The sequence below is a fragment of the Kitasatospora sp. NPDC056446 genome, assembly GCF_042796115.1.
Taxonomy (GTDB): Bacteria; Actinomycetota; Actinomycetes; order Streptomycetales; family Streptomycetaceae; genus Kitasatospora.
On sequence record NZ_JBHTRF010000030.1, the window covers coordinates 45444 to 63604 of the forward strand.

At 73.5% G+C, this 18161-nt stretch carries 23 protein-coding genes and 1 pseudogene; all 24 read left to right on the forward strand.

Going from position 1 to position 18161, the window contains the following annotated elements:
* Positions 1 to 9: 9 nt before the first annotated feature.
* On the forward strand, positions 10 to 453 hold the full coding sequence (locus tag ACFQ6N_RS20205) for a DUF6238 family protein (protein ID WP_380650595.1): 444 nt from the start codon (positions 10 to 12) through the stop codon (positions 451 to 453).
* Between the two features lie 252 nt (positions 454 to 705).
* Complete coding sequence (locus tag ACFQ6N_RS20210) at positions 706 to 1977, forward strand: ATP-binding protein (protein WP_380650597.1); 1272 nt, start codon at positions 706 to 708, stop codon at positions 1975 to 1977.
* Positions 1974 to 2177: a hypothetical protein gene (locus ACFQ6N_RS20215; RefSeq protein WP_380650599.1), complete on the forward strand. Its 204-nt coding sequence runs from the start codon at positions 1974 to 1976 to the stop codon at positions 2175 to 2177. Before ACFQ6N_RS20210 ends, ACFQ6N_RS20215 begins: the two co-directional genes overlap by 4 nt.
* 234 nt (positions 2178 to 2411) lie before the next feature.
* Entirely contained in the window at positions 2412 to 2822 is a 411-nt protein-coding gene (locus ACFQ6N_RS20220; protein WP_380650601.1) for a hypothetical protein, read from the forward strand.
* Between the two features lie 45 nt (positions 2823 to 2867).
* A complete protein-coding gene (locus ACFQ6N_RS20225) occupies positions 2868 to 3281 on the forward strand; it encodes a hypothetical protein (RefSeq protein ID WP_380650603.1) in 414 nt (137 codons plus the stop codon).
* An 11-nt stretch (positions 3282 to 3292) separates the two neighbouring features.
* On the forward strand, positions 3293 to 4057 hold the full coding sequence (locus ACFQ6N_RS20230; protein ID WP_380650605.1) for a hypothetical protein: 765 nt from the start codon (positions 3293 to 3295) through the stop codon (positions 4055 to 4057).
* Positions 4058 to 4082: 25 nt separating this feature from the next.
* The gene (locus ACFQ6N_RS20235; protein ID WP_380650607.1) at positions 4083 to 4493 is read left to right on the forward strand and encodes a hypothetical protein; all 411 of its coding nucleotides are present in this window, start codon (positions 4083 to 4085) and stop codon (positions 4491 to 4493) included.
* 290 nt (positions 4494 to 4783) lie between these two features.
* On the forward strand, positions 4784 to 5701 hold the full coding sequence (locus ACFQ6N_RS20240; RefSeq protein ID WP_380650609.1) for a hypothetical protein: 918 nt from the start codon (positions 4784 to 4786) through the stop codon (positions 5699 to 5701).
* Positions 5702 to 5705: 4 nt separating this feature from the next.
* Complete coding sequence (locus tag ACFQ6N_RS20245) at positions 5706 to 6125, forward strand: hypothetical protein (protein WP_380650611.1); 420 nt, start codon at positions 5706 to 5708, stop codon at positions 6123 to 6125.
* Positions 6126 to 6410: 285 nt separating this feature from the next.
* Positions 6411 to 6668, forward strand: a complete 258-nt coding sequence (locus ACFQ6N_RS20250) for a hypothetical protein (RefSeq protein WP_380650613.1) — start codon at positions 6411 to 6413, stop codon at positions 6666 to 6668.
* Between the two features lie 180 nt (positions 6669 to 6848).
* A complete protein-coding gene (locus tag ACFQ6N_RS20255) occupies positions 6849 to 7439 on the forward strand; it encodes a hypothetical protein (RefSeq protein ID WP_380650615.1) in 591 nt (196 codons plus the stop codon).
* A gap of 12 nt (positions 7440 to 7451) precedes the next feature.
* Positions 7452 to 7907: a hypothetical protein gene (locus tag ACFQ6N_RS20260; protein ID WP_380650617.1), complete on the forward strand. Its 456-nt coding sequence runs from the start codon at positions 7452 to 7454 to the stop codon at positions 7905 to 7907.
* 19 nt (positions 7908 to 7926) lie between these two features.
* The gene (locus tag ACFQ6N_RS20265) at positions 7927 to 8730 is read left to right on the forward strand and encodes a DUF317 domain-containing protein (RefSeq protein WP_380650619.1); all 804 of its coding nucleotides are present in this window, start codon (positions 7927 to 7929) and stop codon (positions 8728 to 8730) included.
* A complete protein-coding gene (locus ACFQ6N_RS20270) occupies positions 8708 to 9481 on the forward strand; it encodes a hypothetical protein (protein ID WP_380650621.1) in 774 nt (257 codons plus the stop codon). The genes ACFQ6N_RS20265 and ACFQ6N_RS20270 overlap by 23 nt, the downstream gene beginning before the upstream one ends.
* A gap of 165 nt (positions 9482 to 9646) precedes the next feature.
* Positions 9647 to 11413: a type IV secretory system conjugative DNA transfer family protein gene (locus tag ACFQ6N_RS20275; protein ID WP_380650701.1), complete on the forward strand. Its 1767-nt coding sequence runs from the start codon at positions 9647 to 9649 to the stop codon at positions 11411 to 11413.
* Positions 11410 to 12312: a hypothetical protein gene (locus tag ACFQ6N_RS20280; RefSeq protein WP_380650623.1), complete on the forward strand. Its 903-nt coding sequence runs from the start codon at positions 11410 to 11412 to the stop codon at positions 12310 to 12312. The genes ACFQ6N_RS20275 and ACFQ6N_RS20280 overlap by 4 nt, the downstream gene beginning before the upstream one ends.
* Before the next feature lie 267 nt (positions 12313 to 12579).
* Complete coding sequence (locus ACFQ6N_RS20285; protein ID WP_380650625.1) at positions 12580 to 13740, forward strand: DnaB-like helicase N-terminal domain-containing protein; 1161 nt, start codon at positions 12580 to 12582, stop codon at positions 13738 to 13740.
* A gap of 51 nt (positions 13741 to 13791) precedes the next feature.
* Positions 13792 to 14361 carry a hypothetical protein gene (locus tag ACFQ6N_RS20290; protein ID WP_380650627.1) on the forward strand — a complete coding sequence of 190 codons (570 nt, stop codon included), beginning with the start codon at positions 13792 to 13794 and terminating at the stop codon, positions 14359 to 14361.
* Positions 14358 to 14951 carry a hypothetical protein gene (locus ACFQ6N_RS20295; RefSeq protein WP_380650629.1) on the forward strand — a complete coding sequence of 198 codons (594 nt, stop codon included), beginning with the start codon at positions 14358 to 14360 and terminating at the stop codon, positions 14949 to 14951. The genes ACFQ6N_RS20290 and ACFQ6N_RS20295 overlap by 4 nt, the downstream gene beginning before the upstream one ends.
* The gene (locus ACFQ6N_RS20300) at positions 14948 to 15601 is read left to right on the forward strand and encodes a hypothetical protein (RefSeq protein WP_380650631.1); all 654 of its coding nucleotides are present in this window, start codon (positions 14948 to 14950) and stop codon (positions 15599 to 15601) included. The genes ACFQ6N_RS20295 and ACFQ6N_RS20300 overlap by 4 nt, the downstream gene beginning before the upstream one ends.
* Positions 15602 to 15824: 223 nt before the next feature.
* Positions 15825 to 16310 (forward strand): hypothetical protein, encoded by a 486-nt coding sequence (locus tag ACFQ6N_RS20305; RefSeq protein WP_380650633.1) that lies wholly within the window; start codon positions 15825 to 15827, stop codon positions 16308 to 16310.
* Between the two features lie 159 nt (positions 16311 to 16469).
* Positions 16470 to 16964, forward strand: a complete 495-nt coding sequence (locus ACFQ6N_RS20310) for a hypothetical protein (protein ID WP_380650635.1) — start codon at positions 16470 to 16472, stop codon at positions 16962 to 16964.
* Positions 16965 to 17171: 207 nt separating this feature from the next.
* Positions 17172 to 17492: pseudogene (locus tag ACFQ6N_RS20315) on the forward strand (DNA cytosine methyltransferase); the annotation flags it as partial.
* 211 nt (positions 17493 to 17703) lie between these two features.
* Entirely contained in the window at positions 17704 to 17943 is a 240-nt protein-coding gene (locus ACFQ6N_RS20320; protein ID WP_380650637.1) for a hypothetical protein, read from the forward strand.
* The last annotated feature ends 218 nt before the right edge of the window (positions 17944 to 18161 follow it).

Below are 18161 nucleotides of genomic sequence, written 5' to 3' on the forward strand. Positions count from 1 at the left end.
GGCCCCGCCGTGCACCACCCGCCCACCGGCGACCACCGCCTGCTGCGCTTCGCGACCGCCGGCCTCGACGTCCACCACCACACCGCCCTCCCCGAGCAGGAGCCCGTCTCCCGCGCCGAGTTGGACGCCCTGCACGCCCACTGCGTCGTGCTGTTCGCGCTGCTCGACACCCACACCGGCACCACCAGGCTCCACGCCCCGGCCGAGGCCGACCACCTCCACGCCGCCCGCATCCGCGTCTGGCAAACCTGCGAAGCGCTGCACGGCGCCTACCACCGCGCCCCGCGCGCCGACGGACGCCGCCCCACCCGCGAGGCGTGCGCGCTGCGGTTGCCCGAAGGGGCACCGGACATGGCGATCTGCCAGCGCCACACCACCACCGCCGGGCGCGTACGCCGCATCGCCACCCCCTCCGAGCTGCGCGGCACCCCCACCGCCTCCTCCCGCACCTGATCTGGAGAAACGTTCCTGCGCTCCGCCAGTGCCACCCCCCTGTTCACCCCGACCCGCTCAGACCGCGCCGCCCGCCGCCAGGCCAAGCGCGACCTCGCCGCCGCCCGCCGCACCGCCCGCGAGGCCGGCCAGCCCCACCGCCCGAAGAACCGCCGCGAGGAGAACGCAGAACTCCTCCCCGTCTACCCCGCCTCCGGCCGCCCCGGCCCGGCTTCCCTGCGCGGCGGCAAGCTGCGGCTCCCGGCACACCGGATGACCACCGCGACCGCGTCCGCTGCGTATCCCTTCCTCGCGGAGGGCGGGCTCGGTTCCTCCGGCGTCCTCATCGGCCGCGATGTTCACGCCGAGGCGAGCTTCGTCTTCGACCCGTTCGCCCTGTATGGGAAAGTTGAAAACTTTACCAATCCGAACACGCTGATCGCCGGCGTCATCGGCCAGGGAAAGTCGGCACTCGCCAAGTCCATTGCCGTGAGGAGCACGGCATTTGGCTACCGCGTGTACGTGCCGTGCGACCCAAAGGGCGAGTGGACGTCCGTCGCCGAGGCGATCGGCGGGACCACCATCGCGCTGGGGCCCGGGCTCCCCGGGCGGCTCAACCCGCTGGACGCGCCGGCCCCTCCGGCGGGCGTCGACCTGACGGACTGGGCGGGCGAGGTCCGCAAGCGGCGACTGCTGCTGCTCGGCTCGCTCGCCCGCACCGTGCTGCGGCGCGACCTGGCGCCGATGGAGTACACGGCGATGGACATCGCCCTGGACGCGGTGGTCGACCGGTCCACGCGCACGGGCCAGGTCCCGCTGCTGGGCGACGTCGCTGCCGTCCTCGGGCAGGCCGCCGTCCTGGACGCCGCGCTCGGCGACCCGACCCGGCGGGTCGGCGCCGCCGCCCAGGACCTCGCCCATGCCCTGCGCCGATTGGTCAACGGCGACCTGGCCGGGATGTTCGACGCGCCGTCGACCGCGGAGTTCGACCCGAAGAGCCCGATGCTGACGATCGACCTCTCGCGGCTCGGCTCCTCGGGCGACGACACCGCGCTGACGCTGGCGATGACCTGCGCGTCCGCGTGGATGGAGGCGGCGCTGAGCGACCCCAACGGCGGTCGCAGGTGGGTGATCTACGACGAGGCGTGGCGCGTGATGCGGCACGCGGCACTGCTGGAACGCATGCAGAGCCAGTGGAAGCTGAGCCGCGGACTGGGCATCGCGAACATGCTGATCATCCACCGCCTCAGCGACCTGCTGTCGGCCGGCGACGCCGGCTCCCGGACCCGGGCGCTCGCCGAGGGCCTGCTCACCGACTGCGCGACGCGCGTGATCTACCGGCAGGAGAGCGACCAACTGGCCGCCACCGCCGGCCTGCTCGGCCTCAGCGGCGTCGAGACCGCCGCCATCGCCGCCCTCGGCAAGGGCCGCGGACTGTGGAAGGTCGCCGGCCGCAGCTTCGTGGTCCAACACCTGCTCCACCGAGCCGAGTTGGAGCTCTTCGACACCGACGCCCGGATGCACGCGGCTCCGGATACGGCATGATCACGCCCGGCCGCCTGCGGCTGCTCCACGCGGTGATCGACACCGATCCGGCCGGGCCCAGCGACGTCATCGTCCCACAGTTCGGCCTCGGCGCAGGCGAGATCCTGCAACGCGCCGGACTGCTTCCCGGATCCGGCGGCTTGCCCGCCGCTGCACCCGTCGGCGCTCCCGCCCTGGCCGGCTGCACCCACCACCGCTGACCATCAGGAGTCGTCATCGCGCACGTCACCATCGCCCACCTGCCCGAGCGGGAGACGATCGTCGCCGACCCTCCCGACCGGCGCGCGGCCTACTGGCTGGAGAAGGCAGGGTTTGTCCGCGACGATGCCCTGCGGCTGCACCGCATCCGCCGCGACACGAGTGCGTCCACCGCGGAGCGGCAGATCTGGGACGCGCAGCGCCTGCTCGCCGCCGCCGACTACGGGGTCACCCGGGTGTACAGCGCGGACGAGCAGCGCCGGCACGCCGAACGCCACACCGTGTCGCACGTGGTGAACGAGGACGGGACCGTCGGCCGGCTGGTGGTCCACGCCCGCCACCAGGACCCCGAGGGTTCGATCGAGCTGCTCCTCGACTACCCCGATGCCGGTGAGGCGGCGGTGCTCTACACCGAGCAGGGCAGCGGCCACTACGGCCGCAGCCGGCATCCCACCCTGGCCGCCGCACGCGAGGAGTGGACCTCCTTCGGGTACGCGGCCGAGGCTCCGGTGCCCGGCGCCCGGCGTGCTGCCGCCGCCCGCCGGACCTCCCCCGTGGTGCTCGGCCGACCGGGCGCGCTGCCGGCCTCGGCCCCGCGCCCGGTGAACACCGCAGAGCCCGGCGATCTGGGCCGGGCCCCGTTCTGACCGGCTCTCACCAACTCGTCTGTTTCACCTACCTCTTGGAGACGCATGCCGACCACGACGCTCACCCGCCAGGACGCCCGACTGGAGGCCGCCCTCGGCCAGAGCATCACCGCCCTGACCGCCGCCCAGGCCCGGGTGGACGCGGAGACCGCACGGGTGCTCGACACGCACCGCGCGCTGGTGGCCGCCGAGACCGCAGTGTCCTTCCAGCGCGTGCGGCTGGTCAACGTCGCCACCGCCCAGCGGCGCGTCGACGACGCCGTCCTCGACGAGCTGGATGCGCAGCTGGAGCGGCTGGAGGAGGTGGCCGAGGAGCGCGATGTGCTGGAGGCCGACCTGGTGCGGCTGCTCCAGGCGCGCGAGGAGGCGGCGAAGCGGAAGGCCGCCGGGGCCCTACCGGCCACCGGTCCGACTCCGGTGCTCGTGAGGGCCGTGCCGGCCTCGGCCCAGCGCCGCTGAGCGGGAGCCCGATGCCCGCAACGACTGGGCCCGGCACCGCCACCGGATTGGTGCGCTTCGGCTGGGACTACGACCACGGCGAGTTCGTCACGCTGAGCGGCTGGGTTCCCCAGCCCGCCCGCGAAGCGATCTACCAGGCCGGATTCTCCAGGCGGGGTGATGCGCTGGACTGCTGGCACCAGCGCCGGAGCGTCGACCCGAACGAGCAGATCCGCAACGCGGCGCGCCTCGTCGACCAGCTGGTCGCGGCCCGGGTACCGGTCGCCAACTGGCACCGCCCCGAGCAGCGCAACAGCGACCTGTCCGAGCACTACTGGTGGCTGCAGAACGAGGGCCCGTTCCCCGACGCCGACCGCGCCACGGAGGCGGCCTGGCAGGTCATCTGCGCCGACCTGGCCACGGACCGCCTGGTCCCCGCCGACCGGGGCCTCGCCCGAGCCGTTCTCTCCGGCGCCGTGGTCGTGGAGGCGATGCAGACCTTCGACGGCGTCGACTGGTGGCTGGCCCGCGATGCGGGGGATCCCGACTCCTCCTCGTACGTGATGCTGCGGCACGACACCGGAAACGGCCACCTCGGCATCACCGAGCACTACGCCAGTTGGTACGGGCCACAGGCTCGCCGCGACTTCCGGGCCACGCAACTGCGGGACACCACCCACCCGCCTGCCGCCCGCGCCCAGGCCGCCCGTCCATCACGCCGGGCACGGATGGCAGCCGCCCCCGCCCTTGCGCCGCTGCCTCCCGGACCAGCTCCCCGCCGCTCCGCCGCCCGCTGACCGAGCCCTTCCTGGAGAACACCGCTTGCCCCACCAGCAGCCCGGCGTCACCTTCCGCAGCCTGGCCTCCGCCGGGATCACCGCCACCACCGCCAGCCGAGACCCGGCCGTCCTCGACGCCCTGGCCGCCGCCGGGTTCCGCCTCGGCCTCCCGGACGCCCCGGAGCGCTACTCCCTGGCCGAGCGCGACCCGATCACGCAGTCCAGGACGGCAGCCGAACTCGCAGTCACTCTGCGGGAGATGGGCGTTCCGGTCACCTCCCGGCCAACGCCGCTGTCCGGCCTCGGAGGCGCCGTAGTCGCCATCTCCCCCTCGGCGGCAGCACGTGCCGCCGCTGCCCGTACCGCGACCGCGGCGCCCGGTTCCGCCGTATCCGACCAGCCCCGACCCGCTGTGCCCACGTCCCCGCCGCCGGCACCGGCCGCCCGCCGCTGACCGCGTCCACCATCTGCCCCGAGGAGCAGCGCATCACCCCCGAGCACGTCTCCATCACTCGCGACCCGCAGTACGGCGTCGTCGCCGAGGTCGGCCCTGACGCCTCACCGACCGCCCACACGCTGCTCGCCCGCGCGGGATTCCGGCAGCTGGCCGACGGACGGCACGCCCTCGACCGCAGCGAGCAGAACATCTTCCTGCACGCGCGCCAGACCACCGCCGCCCTGCGCCGAGCAGGGGTCAAGGTCAGTGCGGACGCCGCCTTCGACTACAACGACGCAGCCCGCCCCGTGCCCAACAGCCCGGCCGTCCGCGCCGCCGGTCCCGACGCCGTCGTCCAGGCCAGCGCCCCGGCTCCGCCCCGCGGCTTCGACGTCCACGTCGGACGCCACCCGAAGCTGGGCATCGTCGCCACCAACCCGCACAGCAACCAGACCGCCGCCTATGCGCTCGCCGAGGCCGGCTTCACCCGCACCGGCGGGCACCCGGGCCTCTTCGTCATGGACGAGCCCGAGTTCGAGGGCGACAAGCGGGCCTCCACCGCCGTCGCCGCGCTGCGTGGCCAGGGGCTGCGGGTGGCCTCCGACCTGGCTTTCGAACCGCTCACCGGCCCGTACGAGTCCACCGACCCGTTCGCCACCCGGCTGATCGCGGAGATGAACCGCACCCCACCCTCGTCCGCCGCGCCGCCGGCCCAGGTCGCACAGAACGACGACCCGTTCGAGACCCGCGTGTTCAAGGCGCCCGTCCTCGGGCCCGTCACCCCGACGGCGCCGGACCCGTTCAACACGGTCGTCCACCCGCCGGCCGGGCCGAGCCGTGACGACCAGCGCGCGGACGCCATGCTGCACGACCGGGCCGCGCTGAGTGCCGAGATCGCCTCCCGGCTGCGGGCGATCGAGGACCAGGTCCGCACGAACCCGGGCAGCGTCGACCTGGCGCGGGTCGAGGCCGTGGTCGGCGAGGCCACCACCGTGCTCGCCGGCGCGGGCAGGGACCTCGCCGCCGTCGCGGCCCGCCCCGCCGCCGTACCGGCCGCCCGCACGAGCGGCCCCGCCAGCCCCCGTGCCCGCGCCGCACTCGCCACCAGTGGCCGGCTCCGCTCCTCCGCCGCTCTGCACGCCACCGCTGCCGCGACCACCGCGGCGTCCGCGCCGGCCGTCGACCCGCGGATCGCGTGGGCCGCCGGACGCCCGAACTCCCGGTGAGCCGATGTCCTACACCGATGCCCTGAACCGCGCCCAGCCTGGCGGTCACGACGCGAGCCCTATCGGCTCGTGGGCGGTGCGCCGTCTGGGCCAGCTGCTACCGGAGCCCACCGAGGAGGTCGAGGTGGCCGACCTCCTCGGCTACCTCGGTCCTGTGATCCGCGAGCTCGAGGAAGTCCTGCAACTGGCGGCGGATTCACTCGACCAGCCCGCTGCACTTGGTCCCGCCGTACGCGCCGCCCGTCTCCTCGGGAGTCAGGTCGACCGCACCGCCAAGGCGCTGCACGACAGGAACGGGACCGAGCCGATCCCCCGCGCGACCATCGCCCGGCTCCAGTCCACGCGCGCCCCGCGCACCTCCCCGGCCACAGCAGGGACGGCTTCCCCGCTTTCCCCTGCCTCTCATCCGCGGCGAGCCCGCTGACCTGGCCCAATTCCTCTCCCATCAAACCGAGTTCATAGGAGACCCGACATAGCTGTCCGAACCCGGTGGTCTGTCGAACACGACTGCGGCCACACCGTTGATCATGACCTGTCCTCCCGACCCGCGGACAAGCGCGCCTCCTACGCCCGCTGGCTCGCCACCCGCTCCTGCCGCGACTGCTGGCTCGCCGAGCGCAAGGAGGACACCGCCGAACGCGAGGCGTGGATCGCCGCTCGCCGCGCCGAGGAGCAGGAAGCCGCCACCGCGTGGGCCGGCCAGTTCGGCATGCCGCCGCTGGAGGGCCCCCAGCGGGCCATCGCCTGGGGCGAGCGCTGCCGGCACCAGCTGGTGACCACCGCCTACCAGGCCCTGGTGGTCGAGGGCGCGCTCACCGAGGAGGCGTGGCTGGCCGTCGAGGAGCAGCTGCGCACGCTGGACAAGGCCAGCTGGTGGATCGACCAGCGCGAGTCCGAACCGGCCGACCTGCCCGAGCTGGCCGCCGCCGCGACCAGCGCGGACCGCGTCACGGAGAACCCGAACTGAGCGCCGGCCCCGTCGGCCCGTCCCGGATCGCGGCAGCCTCCTCCCTCGTCGTGCAGGTCCTGCGCGCCGAACAGGCCGCCGCCCGTCCGGGCAGCAGCACGCCCCCGGCCGCAGAGCCTGTGCTCGCCTCGGTCGGCCGGACGGTCGCGCCGACGCCGGCGCCGGCGCCGGGACGGTGACGTGTACCCCACGATCGCCCGGTACGCCTCCACCCGCGACCTGCTCGCCTCCGCCACGGCCGCCGCCGCCCAGCAGCAGAACCGCCTGCGCCTCGTCGACGCCTGGCGTCCCGCCGCGGAAGTCCCGGCCGACCAGATGGCGTTCGCCACGGAGCTGGCCGCGCACCTGCCGCCGCCGGCGGGGCCCGCCGAGGCCCTGCGCACCAGGCTGGTGTGGCAGTGCACCCTGCGCACCGACCCCGACGCCGCAGGCCCCGCGGATCACCGATTCCAGGAGACCGCCCGGCGCATCCTGGCCGCCACCGGCATCGCCTCCGAGGACGCCTCGGCGGCGTGCCGGTGGGCGCTGCTGCGTGTCGGCGACCACGAGGCCCGCCTCGTCGCGCCGCTCGCTCGACCGGACGGCACCATCGTGGACACCGGCCGCGACCGCTCCCTCGCCCTGGCCGTCTGCCAGCTCGCCGAGAGCCGCAGTACCGGCACCGGCCGCCCCCGCGCGGCAGCGGCCGGCATACCCGGCCGCCGGACAGGTCTTCTCCCCGCTCCCTCTCCCGTCGTCACCGCCGCGGCTCGATCCGGGCGCCGCCCGTAGAAAGTAGGACCGTTGACCGATGCCCGCACCACCGGGCCCCTCGATGTCGCCAACCAGGCCATCGCCCGCGTCGGCCGCGCATTCTCCGAGATCGTCGAGATCGCTCCCTCGCTGACGGCCCACGAGGCCGCCGAGGTGCTGCTGGGCCTCACCCTGATGCCCGGCGCAGTTCATCAACTCGCCGATGCTGTCACGGAGATCGGTCGCCAGGTCGCGCAGCAGTACGGCGACCGGCCTCCCCTGTGGGAGCCGCTGCTCACGGAGGCCACTGCCATCTCCGCCGCGGCCTTCCGCACGGCTGCCACCGCTGACGCCATCGCCGAGGCTGCGGACGAGACCACCCGCAGCCGGGCCGCCACCGCCCAGTCCCCGGCACTGCGGGCCGCCGGCACGACGGCGTCGGTCCACTTCGCCCCAGCCGTCGCCGTGCCGCCGCACTCCCGCATCGTCGAACCTCCCCACCGCTGACGCTCCGAGGAGCCCACCGTTGACCACGTCCACCCCGGCCGGGGCCCAGGACGAGGTGCTCGTCCGCCCCCGCCACCTCGCCGGCCCCGGGCCCCTGCCGGTCCTGGCGCCGCTGCTCCACCTGCACGAGTGGCCGTACCGATTCGACGAGTCGCTCGCCCAGGTCGTCGCCACCAGCCCGTGCCGGCGGATCGAGATCGCCATGGAACCGCACCGGGTCTTCCACCTCTACCGGGTCAGCGTCCGCAAGCATCCGGCGGATCAAGTGCCCTACTGGCAGGCCACGTTCACCAAAGACACGCCAGGGGAGATCGTCGGCGCGTTCGTCCAGGCCATCGCCGCCGACCGGTACACGATGCCGGAGGAGATGGTCGCTGAGCCGACCGCCTCGCCGACGACCGCCTGGCGCCCGCTGTTGAAGGCCGGCTGGCAGCTCAAGGACGACCCGCACTTCGTCCACCTCGCGTCGCCGGACGGCACCACCAGCTTCACCCACTCACCCACCTCGACCGACGACCGGTGCGGCGAGGGCGTGGGTGCCTGGATGGCGCACGCCTCCTTCGGGCCCGACTGGAGCGACCAGTGGACGATCGTCCTCGGCCACGCAACACCCGTGCGGTACCTGGCGATCCTGGCCTCCGCCATCGCCGACCCCACCCCCGTGGTCCGCCGTCGCAGCGCCCTGTCCGCCGCCGCGCTGCCGAAGCTGGCCACTCGGCCCGCCCGTCCTGCCGATCCCACCCGCCGGTTCACCGCCGTCGAGTACGCGGGCGCCATGTTCAACGCCCGCCACCCCGGCCATGGCCACCCCCCGCGGCGCTGATCAGGAAGGACTTCCCCTGCCCGACCCCACCGAGATCGTCTTCGCCCGCTTCCCCGTGCGGGAAGGCTCCACCACCACCGGCAGTGCCTGGGCCCAGGCCACCGACCTGGCCAGCCGGACCCTCCTCGCTCGTGCCGGCTTCTCCAACGAGGGCCTCAGTGCGATCTTCACCGCCGAGGACGCCGGCCACGGCGACGTCAATCAGCGCATCCGTCTCGCCGAGCAGCTCCTCACCGACGCCGGATACGCCACCCGGGTGGTGCCCCCGCTCCCGATCCGCAGGATCGAGAGGACCTTCGGCGGACGAGACTTGGCCTACCTGCAGTCCCGACTGGTGGAGGCGACCGCCCAGGTCCACCGGGCCACCACGGCGGAGGACGTCACCACGCTGGCGCTCGCGGTGATGGACCCCGAGACCGGTCTGCTGGAGCGGCTCACCGCGCTGCTGGACACCGCCTCCCAGCGGCTGGAGACCCTCACCGACCAGGATCTGTTCTCCAGCTCCGCCATGGCCACCGCCCTGCAGGACGCGAGTACCCAGCTCACCACCGCGGGCTACCGCGTCGCCGAGGCCCAACTGGCACGCCCGGACGAGACCGACGAGCAGTTGCCGGCCTCTGCCGCGCCCCGCGCCGCTGCCGCCCGCACCCGCACAGCACCTCCCGCGCGGCCCGGCGCCCTGACCGGTGCCACCACCGCACCGGTCACCTCCCGCACACCTACGTCGGCCAAGGCTTCCGCTTCCCGCTGACCACGCAGTCCCCGCCGGCTGACCGCCCGCCGGCCAACGGGCCGATCACCCACGTCCCGGGCCTCCGTCCCGCCGTGATCGCCGCCCGCTCCCCGCCCGCTCTGGGCCCCTGCCGCCGCGCGCCCCTGCCCGGCAGGCCGAAATCCCCTGTCAAGGAACCCGCTCCTGCCCGCCTCCCCCAAATCCCCTTCCGCCAGCCCCGGTTCCGATGCCCTCCTCTACGCGCTCATCGGCGCGGGCATCGCCGTCGCCGTCTTCGGCACCTTCGCCTGGCTCGGCGGCAACGCCGCCACCGCTGCGACCACCGACGGCGCCCCGTGGGCCCCGTTCCAGCCGGTCGACGCCGCACTCCACCCCGACCGGACCTTCCCGCACCTCAGCCCGCTCCTGCTGCTGATCAGCACCCGCATCACCCCGGCTCTGCTGTCAATCGCGCTCACCGCCGCCGGCCTGCTGCTGTGGTCCAAGCACCGCCGCAAGCCGACCGGCCTCGCGGGCCGCAGCGAACTGGCACCGCTGCTGCCCGCCGAGATCACCGCCAAGGCCCGGGACCTGCGCCCCAGCCTCTCCAAGGCCAAGCCGCGCGAGATCAACCCCGACGACACCGGCATCCTGCTCGGCGACCTCGCCCCCACCGGACCCGAGGTCCGCTCCAACTGGGAAGACGTCGCGGTCGCCATCATGGCGCCGCGCTCCGGCAAGACGACCAGCATCGCCGTACCGGCGATCCTGCGCGCCCCCGGCCCCGTCCTGCTCACCTCGAACAAGGCGGCCCGCGACGCCTATACGGCGTGCCTGGAGGCCCGCTCCGAGGCCGGCCGGGTGTGGACGATGGATCCGCAGCAGATCGCCCACACCCCGCAGGCGATGTGGTGGGACATCTTGGCCGACGCCAAGGACCTACCGGGCGCGCGACGGCTCGCCGGCCACTTCGTCGCTGCGGCCGTCGACGAGTCGAGCCAGGGCGACTTCTGGTCCACCGCCGCGCAGAACACTTTGTGCGCATTGTTCTTGGCCGCAGGCTGCGACCACCGGCCGATCACGGACGTCCTCAAGTGGCTCGCCGTGCCGTCAGACCGCACCCCGGTCGACCTGCTGCGCGCGCACCAGATGACCGCCATCGCGGACCAGCTCCAGGGCACCGTCTCCGGCGCCGTCGAAACCCGCGACGGAATTTTTGAGACCGCCCGCCAATACGCGGCCTGCCTTCTCGACCCGCAGATCTCCAAGTGGGTCACGCCGAATCCGGACCTGCCCCAGTTCAAGCCGGAGGAGTTCGTCACCCGCAAGGACTCCCTGTTCCTGCTGTCCAAGGACGGCGGCGGCAGCGCCTCTGCTCTGATCGCGGCTGCAGCGGACTCGGTGATGCGCACTGCGGTCATCGAGGCCGAGCGCGCCGGAGGCCGTCTCGACCCGCCGCTCCTCGCCATTCTGGACGAGGCCGCGAATGTGTGCAAAATCGGCGACCTGCCCGACCTGTATTCCCACCTTGGGTCTCGTGGCGTCATCCCGATCACCATTCTCCAGAGCTACCGCCAGGGCCAGAAAGTCTGGGGCGAGGCGGGCATGGACGCAATGTGGAGCGCGGCCACCATCAAACTCGTGGGAAGCGGAATCGACGACGCAGATTTCGCTGACAAACTGTCTCGCCTGGTCGGCGACCACGATGTGGAGACGGTTTCGCATTCCACGTCGGAATCCGGCCGGTCCACCTCGGTCAGCATGCGCCAGGAGCGCATTCTTCCGCCCGACCAGATCCGCGCCCTGAAAAAAGGGTCGGCCCTCCTTTTTGCGACCGGCCTGCGACCCGCACTGCTGACCCTGCGCCCCTGGTACAAGGAGCCGGGCGCCGCCGAGGTCGGTGCGGCCAGCTCCCGGCAGACCGCTCTGATCACCGAGCGGGCGATGGCCAAGGCCGGTGGTGCCGAATGATTTACACCACCGAACCGGCCACTCGAATTCTGTCGCTCGGCGCTGGCGTACAATCCACAACGCTACTCCTTCTGTCGGCGTTGGGTGAGCTTCCGAAACTGGACTACGCCGTTTTCTCGGACACCGGCTGGGAGCCGTCAAAGGTTTACCGGCACCTGGATGAGGTGGAGCGGAAGATCGCCCGGCCGGCCAATATCCCGATTCTGCGAGTGTCGTCCGGAAACATCCGCAAGGATGCTCTCGACCCCGCTCACAGGTTCGCGTCGATGCCGCTCTATATTCTCAACCAGGACGGCAGTCCGGGAATGACTCGGCGGCAATGTACTGGCGAGTATAAAATTAAGCCGATAAAGCGGCAGGTCCGGCAGATCCTGGGGTACCCGCATCCCGCCCGGGTGCCGAACGGCGTGTATGCCGAGCAATGGATCGGCATCAGCACCGATGAATTCCATCGGGCCAAGGACTCCGACGTCCGGTACACTCGCCACACCTTCCCGCTGATCGAGCTCGGCATGTCCCGCGCGGACTGTCTCAAGCTGCTTGCCGAGCACGGATGGGGCGCCACTCCGAAGTCGAGTTGCCTGGGTTGTCCATTTCACGGAAATGCCCAGTGGCGGGAAATCCGCGACACCTCTCCCGAGGAGTGGGCGGACGTCGTGGAGTTCGACGCAGCGATCCGAGCCGGCAACGCCCGCGCCAACGCCGATGGACGGCCGCTGCTCGGGCAGGCGTACCTGCACCGCTCGCGCCTGCCCCTCGACCAGGCCCCGGTTGACAGGCTCACCCGGGCTGAACTCCGGTCCCTGCAGACGCAGTTGGGCCTGGATGAGGACGAGCTGGAGGACGGGCCCGAGAGCGGCTGCTCCCCGTTCAGCTGCCGCGGCGAGGCGGTCGCGTGACCCGCTCTCACCAGGCCGGCGCCCGTCAGCACGTCCGCGCACCTGCACGGCACTCCCGCTGACCACCTCGACCACCCTTCTGTGCAACGGAGTTGACATCATCCGCAACGACCTGGCCTTCCTGCCGATCAGCCGCGCGGACGGTTGCTGGTACCTGGCAGTGGGCTCCGGCCGCCTCCGGATCCGCGACGAGGCCCTCGTCGAGAACCTGGACCGGCTGCGCGACCTGATGGTCCCCGCCCCTCTCCGCGAGGAGGTGGCGCCGCGGTGACACCGGTCAGCCGCGACATGAGCCCGCAGCTGGAGGCCGAGCAGGCGGTGCTCGGCGCGTGCCTGCTCGATCCGTCCCAGGTCGGGCTGCTGGCCGGGTGGCTGGAGCCCCGGCACTTCTACCGTCCGGCCCACGAGGGGTTCTTCGCGATCCTGCTCGCCCAGCACGCCGCCGGCCACCCGGCCCTCGCCCCGGATGCCGGGGACGACCAGAAGCAGGACTGGGCACTGACCGCCATCGCCACCGCCACCTGCGAGGTCCCCGGCGTCACCGCCAGCTACGGCCACACCCTTGTCTCCACCTGCCCCCGGTCCGAGCACGCCGCCAGCTACGGCCGGATGGTGCTGGAGACCGCCGTCCGGAGGGCGCTCGAGGAACACGCCCACCGGCTGCTCGCCGCCGCCGAAAGCGAGTCGGTCGAGGCCACCGTCGAGCTGACCGGCGCCCTGCACGCCGTCATCCAACGGCTCGGCGACGCCTGGGGCACGATCGACCAGCGCTCCCGCCGCCCGCTGCCCACCCCGCCGTCGCCGGGGAACGCCTCCAAGACGATCGAGGCCGCCCGGCAGCACGAACGGGCGCTGCTCTCCAGCTTCCTCAGCACGCCCGGGCGGATCCCCGCAGTAGCTTCCTGGCTCACCGGCGAGGACTTCGTCGACCCCGGCCACCGCGCCGTCTACCTGGCCATGGCCGCGCTCGCGCACCGGCGCGAGCCGCTGGACGAACTGACGGTGCTGTGGGAAGTACAGCGGCGCGGGGCGCTTGCCGTCGGCGTGATCTCCGTGGCCGGAGTCCGGGAGATCTGCTCGGACGGGATGCCCGGCGACCCGGATTACTGGGCGGAGCACGTCCTGCGCGCCGGCCTGCTGCGGGCCGCCGCCACCTCGGCCGGCATCGTCCGGGTGATGGCGCTGGACGCCTCCATCGCCGCCGGTCCGCTACTCGGCTCGGCGGTCCGGGCTCTGGCCCCCGCCGGCCGCGTTCAGGACCGACTGCGCGCCGCGACCGCCACCCCCGCGGAGCGCGGAGGGCCGGTCGTTCTCGGCGCCGCCCTGCGCAAGGGCGCTGCCCTGAGCCGCAGTCCCGCCCCGCCGGCCACCCCGCCCGCGCGTCCCGCCGACCGTGCGGGCGAGCCCGCCGCCCGCCCCCGCCGCTGATCCACGGAGAACCCCCTGCCCACCACCGCCCCCCGCCCCCGCGCCCAGTCCGTGCACCAACTCCACGCGGCAGCCGACACCATCGACTACCTCAAGGACCAACTCCCGCGCGCCTACCGCGAAGAAGGGCTGCCGGGCCTTGAGGAACTGGCCAAGCACACCCGGGCTCTTCGCGACGGCCAGGACGACCTGCTGAACGTCACCGCCGCCCTGCACCACCCCCACGCCCAGAGCGCCGACCGGGCCGTCGTCCGATCCCTGGCCTCGGCGACCGCCCAGCTGGGCGAGGCGCTCGGCGCACTCGGCCGGGCCACCGCCATGGCCGGCCGCCTCTACGAGGTCGACGGCATCGGCGGCCCCCGCGCCGAGGAGGTCCGCGAGCGCGGCTCCCAGCAGCTCAATCTCGCGCTCTCGCGCGCCCGCCTCACCCTCGATGGCGCCTACGAGGACCTGCGCCGCGACGCCCGCTCGCTCGCCGGCCCCTTCTCCGGCGTCCGCCGTCCGGCCCCCAGGGCTGTCGCCGCCACCGCCCGCACCGCCGCCGGTCCGAGCGCCCGCACGGTCACCTCGCTGCCGGCCCTCCCCGGACAGCACACTGCCGTCGCAGGGCGGCGCCGGTGAGGCCGCCCACCGCCGCCGGCCCGTCGACCTTCGGCGGCGCCGTGTCCGGCACCGCCCCGTCCGCCTACCGCAACGACCTGGCGGCGGTCGCCGGGATGCTGCGCGCCCTCGGGCACAACGCCGCCGCGACCCCCTCCGGGCCCGTCCCCGGCATCCCCGACCGCGACGCCCTGCTGGAGCAGTGCCGCCAGGCGACTGCGTTCATCCGGCACTGCGGAGTCTCCGCCGAGCACTACCGCCGCCAGCCGCCGGCGGACAACCCGTCCGCGGCCGTACTGGCCTGCGCCTACGACGCCGCGATGAGCCGCGCCGCCACCGTCCACCGGCACCTGGGCGCCGCCCTCGATCTCTCGATCAAGTGCACGCCCGCCACCCCGGCCAAACCGGGCAGCCCCGCCGCGGAACTGCGCCGTCGCCAGGCCGAACACACCGGCATCGCTCTGGAGACCGCGGACCGGTGCGCGGCCCAGGGAGCCGAGGAGGTTCGCGCGTTCACCGACCGGCTCGCGCCGGTCCCGGCGGAGACTCCCGCCGGTTCCGCACACGCTCCCGCGCCTCCCCTCACCTCGCCTACCAGGAGCCGCCGTTGAGCACCGACCCTCCACTGCCGCCCGTCCCGGCCGGACTACGGCAGGACGATCTCGACACGTTGGGCGACCTGGCCACGCAGCTGGCCGCCTTCGCCGACGCCATCCCCGCGCCGGCCCCACGCGAGCCGCTGCCCGAGGTCAGGGAGTTGGCCTGGCCGATGGTGCGCCTGCACGAGCTGATCGCGGTTCCGCTGGACGAGAGCTTCTTCCGCGTGACGAACACCGCGGGCCCCGACGCCGGGCTCCGCGTCTTCGCCGCCACGACAACGGCCCTCACCCTCGCCCAGGCCGCGCTGGCCCGGGCGGCGAGCCTGCTCGCCGACCCGGCGCCGACGCCCAAGGCGCTGCGCAGCGCCCGCAGCTCTCTCGCGACCGCCCGCGGCACCGTCCGCTCGGCGGCCGAAGCGCTGGGCGAGGCCGTGGACACCGCTTCCGGCCTTCCCGAGGTCACCGCCCTCGCCTCCCGCCGCCGCCCCGTCGTCCCGGCCGGGCACCGCCCACCGGCCGCGGGCGATGCCGAGCGCCGCGTGGACGCGGCGCTTCGCCGCTCGCCGGCCCTGATCCTGCTCTCTCCTCCCGCCTCGCCACCCGCACCGCCGGCCCGCACCGGCACTCCGTCGGCGACGGTCGTACCGCTGCGGCGGACCTGACACCCGCGTCGGCCCCGCCCGAGTTCCGACTACGGCCTCATCCGACGACGCACCGAACCTGCTGGCCCTCCCCGGCAGCTCCCGAACCGATGGAGTCCCCACGCCCACCGCCCGTCCCACCTCCGAGGTCAAGGCATACCAGCGGCACCTGCGCGCCGTCGCGCAGCAGGCCGAGGCCCTCGCCGCGAAGCTGCCCACCGCCCGCGCCGCTTCCGGCGCCGGCGTGCCAGACGCCCGCGACGTCGCCGGGCACCTGCGCGCGATGCAGGAACTGCAGACCAGCGCGGTCGCCGCGGCCGAGTTCTCCGACCAGTTCCCGGCGCATCCCACCACCATGACGGCCGCCCGGCTCACCGCGCTGTCGCTGGCCCGAGCTCACGGCCGCGTCACCGAGGCCACCCGGCACCTGTCCTACCTGCTCCAGCACGCCGTGAGCGCCGACGTCTGGGCTCTGCCCGACGCCCAGCCGGTCGACCCCGCCGCCGTCTACGGTGCCGCCTCCACCGAACTGCGCCGGACCGCAGGGCAGTTGCGTATCGATGCCGACCACCTCGCCTCCGCCGGCGTCTCCGCCGTCCCGGCCAAGCCCCGCCGGTCCGCCGCGCTCAGCGTCACCCAGCGCCTTCGCCGCGTCCTGCCCGGCCGCCGCACCGGCCCCCTCCCGATCGCCGCACTGCCCCGCAGCAGCGCCCCCGCTCCCCGCCGCTGACCCCAAGGACCCACCCTGACCACCACTGTCTCCGCCGACCGCCAAGCCCAGTGGCTACTCGGCACCGCCGCTGACCTGCACTACTTCAGCGAAGAGCTGTTCAGCATCTACTGCCACCGCGATCCGCTCCCCGACCGCCTCGGCACTGTCCTGGACTCCATGACCGAAGTACAGAAGAGGCTGCTGGCAAATGCCGTCGACGAGGTCGACGACGCCCCCGCCGAGTCCACCAGGCCCGAGGACATCGCCTGGCGGCGCTGCTCGCTCGGCTACGCCTACGCCGGGCTGCTGACCGCGAAGGCGATCCTGCGCGCCCAGCCCGCCCTGGTCGCCGTCACGCTCAAGCGGATCAGCCCCGAGGCCGACCGGCGGCCGCACCGCACCGCCTACTTCAAGTCCCTGTCGTCCTCCCGGGGAGTCCTCGAAGAGGCGGGCTGGAAGATCAAGGAGGTCGCGGCGGACCTGACCGGCCCGGAGCCGGACTTCCTCACCCTCACCGGCGAAGAGGCAATCGTCCTCACCCGCTCCGCTTCCCTGTACCAGCGGCCGGCCAAGCGCGTCACCGCGAAGAACGCCGCCGGCCCCGGCGCCGCCGTACAGGTCTCGCCGCCCGCCGTGCGCGCCTCGACCGCCCGCAGCGGGGCCCGCCGATGACGCCGCCGGGCGGCGGGTGGCCGCGTATCGGCAGCATGTGCTCCGGCTATGGCGGCCTGGACCTGGGCGTCCAGGCCGTCCTCGGCGGAAGCGTGGCGTGGCATGCCGAGATGAACCCCAACGCCGCCTCGATCCTCGCCCATCACTGGCCTAGAGACGCCAAATCACGGCGACATAACCGCAGTTGACTGGAGCAGCGTCGAGCCGATCGACGTCCTCACGGCAGGCTTCCCCTGCCAGGACCTGAGCGTCGCCGGCCGCAGGGCCGGTCTGATGGAGGGCACCCGCTCCGGACTGTGGCTGACCATCGCCCGCGCGATCGACGTCCTCAAGCCGAAATTGGTGATCATTGAAAACGTCCGCGGAATCCTCAGCGCAGCCGCTGCCTCGCCAGCCGATGGCGACTTGGAGTGCGGCTGGTGCGATCTGGGAGACGGCGGAAGTGAGCCTGCTCTGCGGGCACTCGGCGCGGTTCTCGGAGACCTGGCCGACCTCGGGATGGATGCGCGGTGGACGGTGCTACCCGCAGCCGCCGTCGGCGCCCCCCACCGCAGGGAGCGGCTGTTCCTCGTCGCCTGGCCTTCCGACGCCGAAGGCCCGCGATGCGAAGGGGCCGGATGCGAAGCGGGAGGACCTGGGGCATGCGGTCACCCTGCTGAAGACCCCGACCAGCAATTTGGGCGTGATCGGCGGGAGTCAGCACCCGGACAGGCGGCGCCAGGGCGGCCACGGGCCGAACTTGAGCGACGAGGTGGAGCACCTGCTGTTCCCGACCCCGAAAGCCTCCGACGGGACGCACGGCGGGCCCAACAGCCGTGGCAGCAAGGGCGATCTGACCTTGCCGTCGGCGGCGGCCCAGCTGCTGCCGACGCCGAGGGCCTCGGACACCAGGACACCCGGACGGAATCCCGGAGCGAGGTTCCGGTCGCCGCTGTCGGCGGTGGTGCTGCCGATCTGGGAGCAGGACAGCTCGGACTGAACCGGTGGGGCCCGTACGGGCCGGCCATCGCCCGGTGGGAGCGCGTCACCCGGCCCGCCCCGGAGCCGACCGACGAGCGGGGCCGGCTCGCCCCCGCCTTCGTCGAGTGGATCATGGGCGTGGATGAGGGCCACGTCACAGCCGTTCCGGGTCTGTCTCGCTCCGCCCAGCTGACCGCACTGGGCAACGGTGTTGTTCCCCAACAGGCCAGCTCTGCC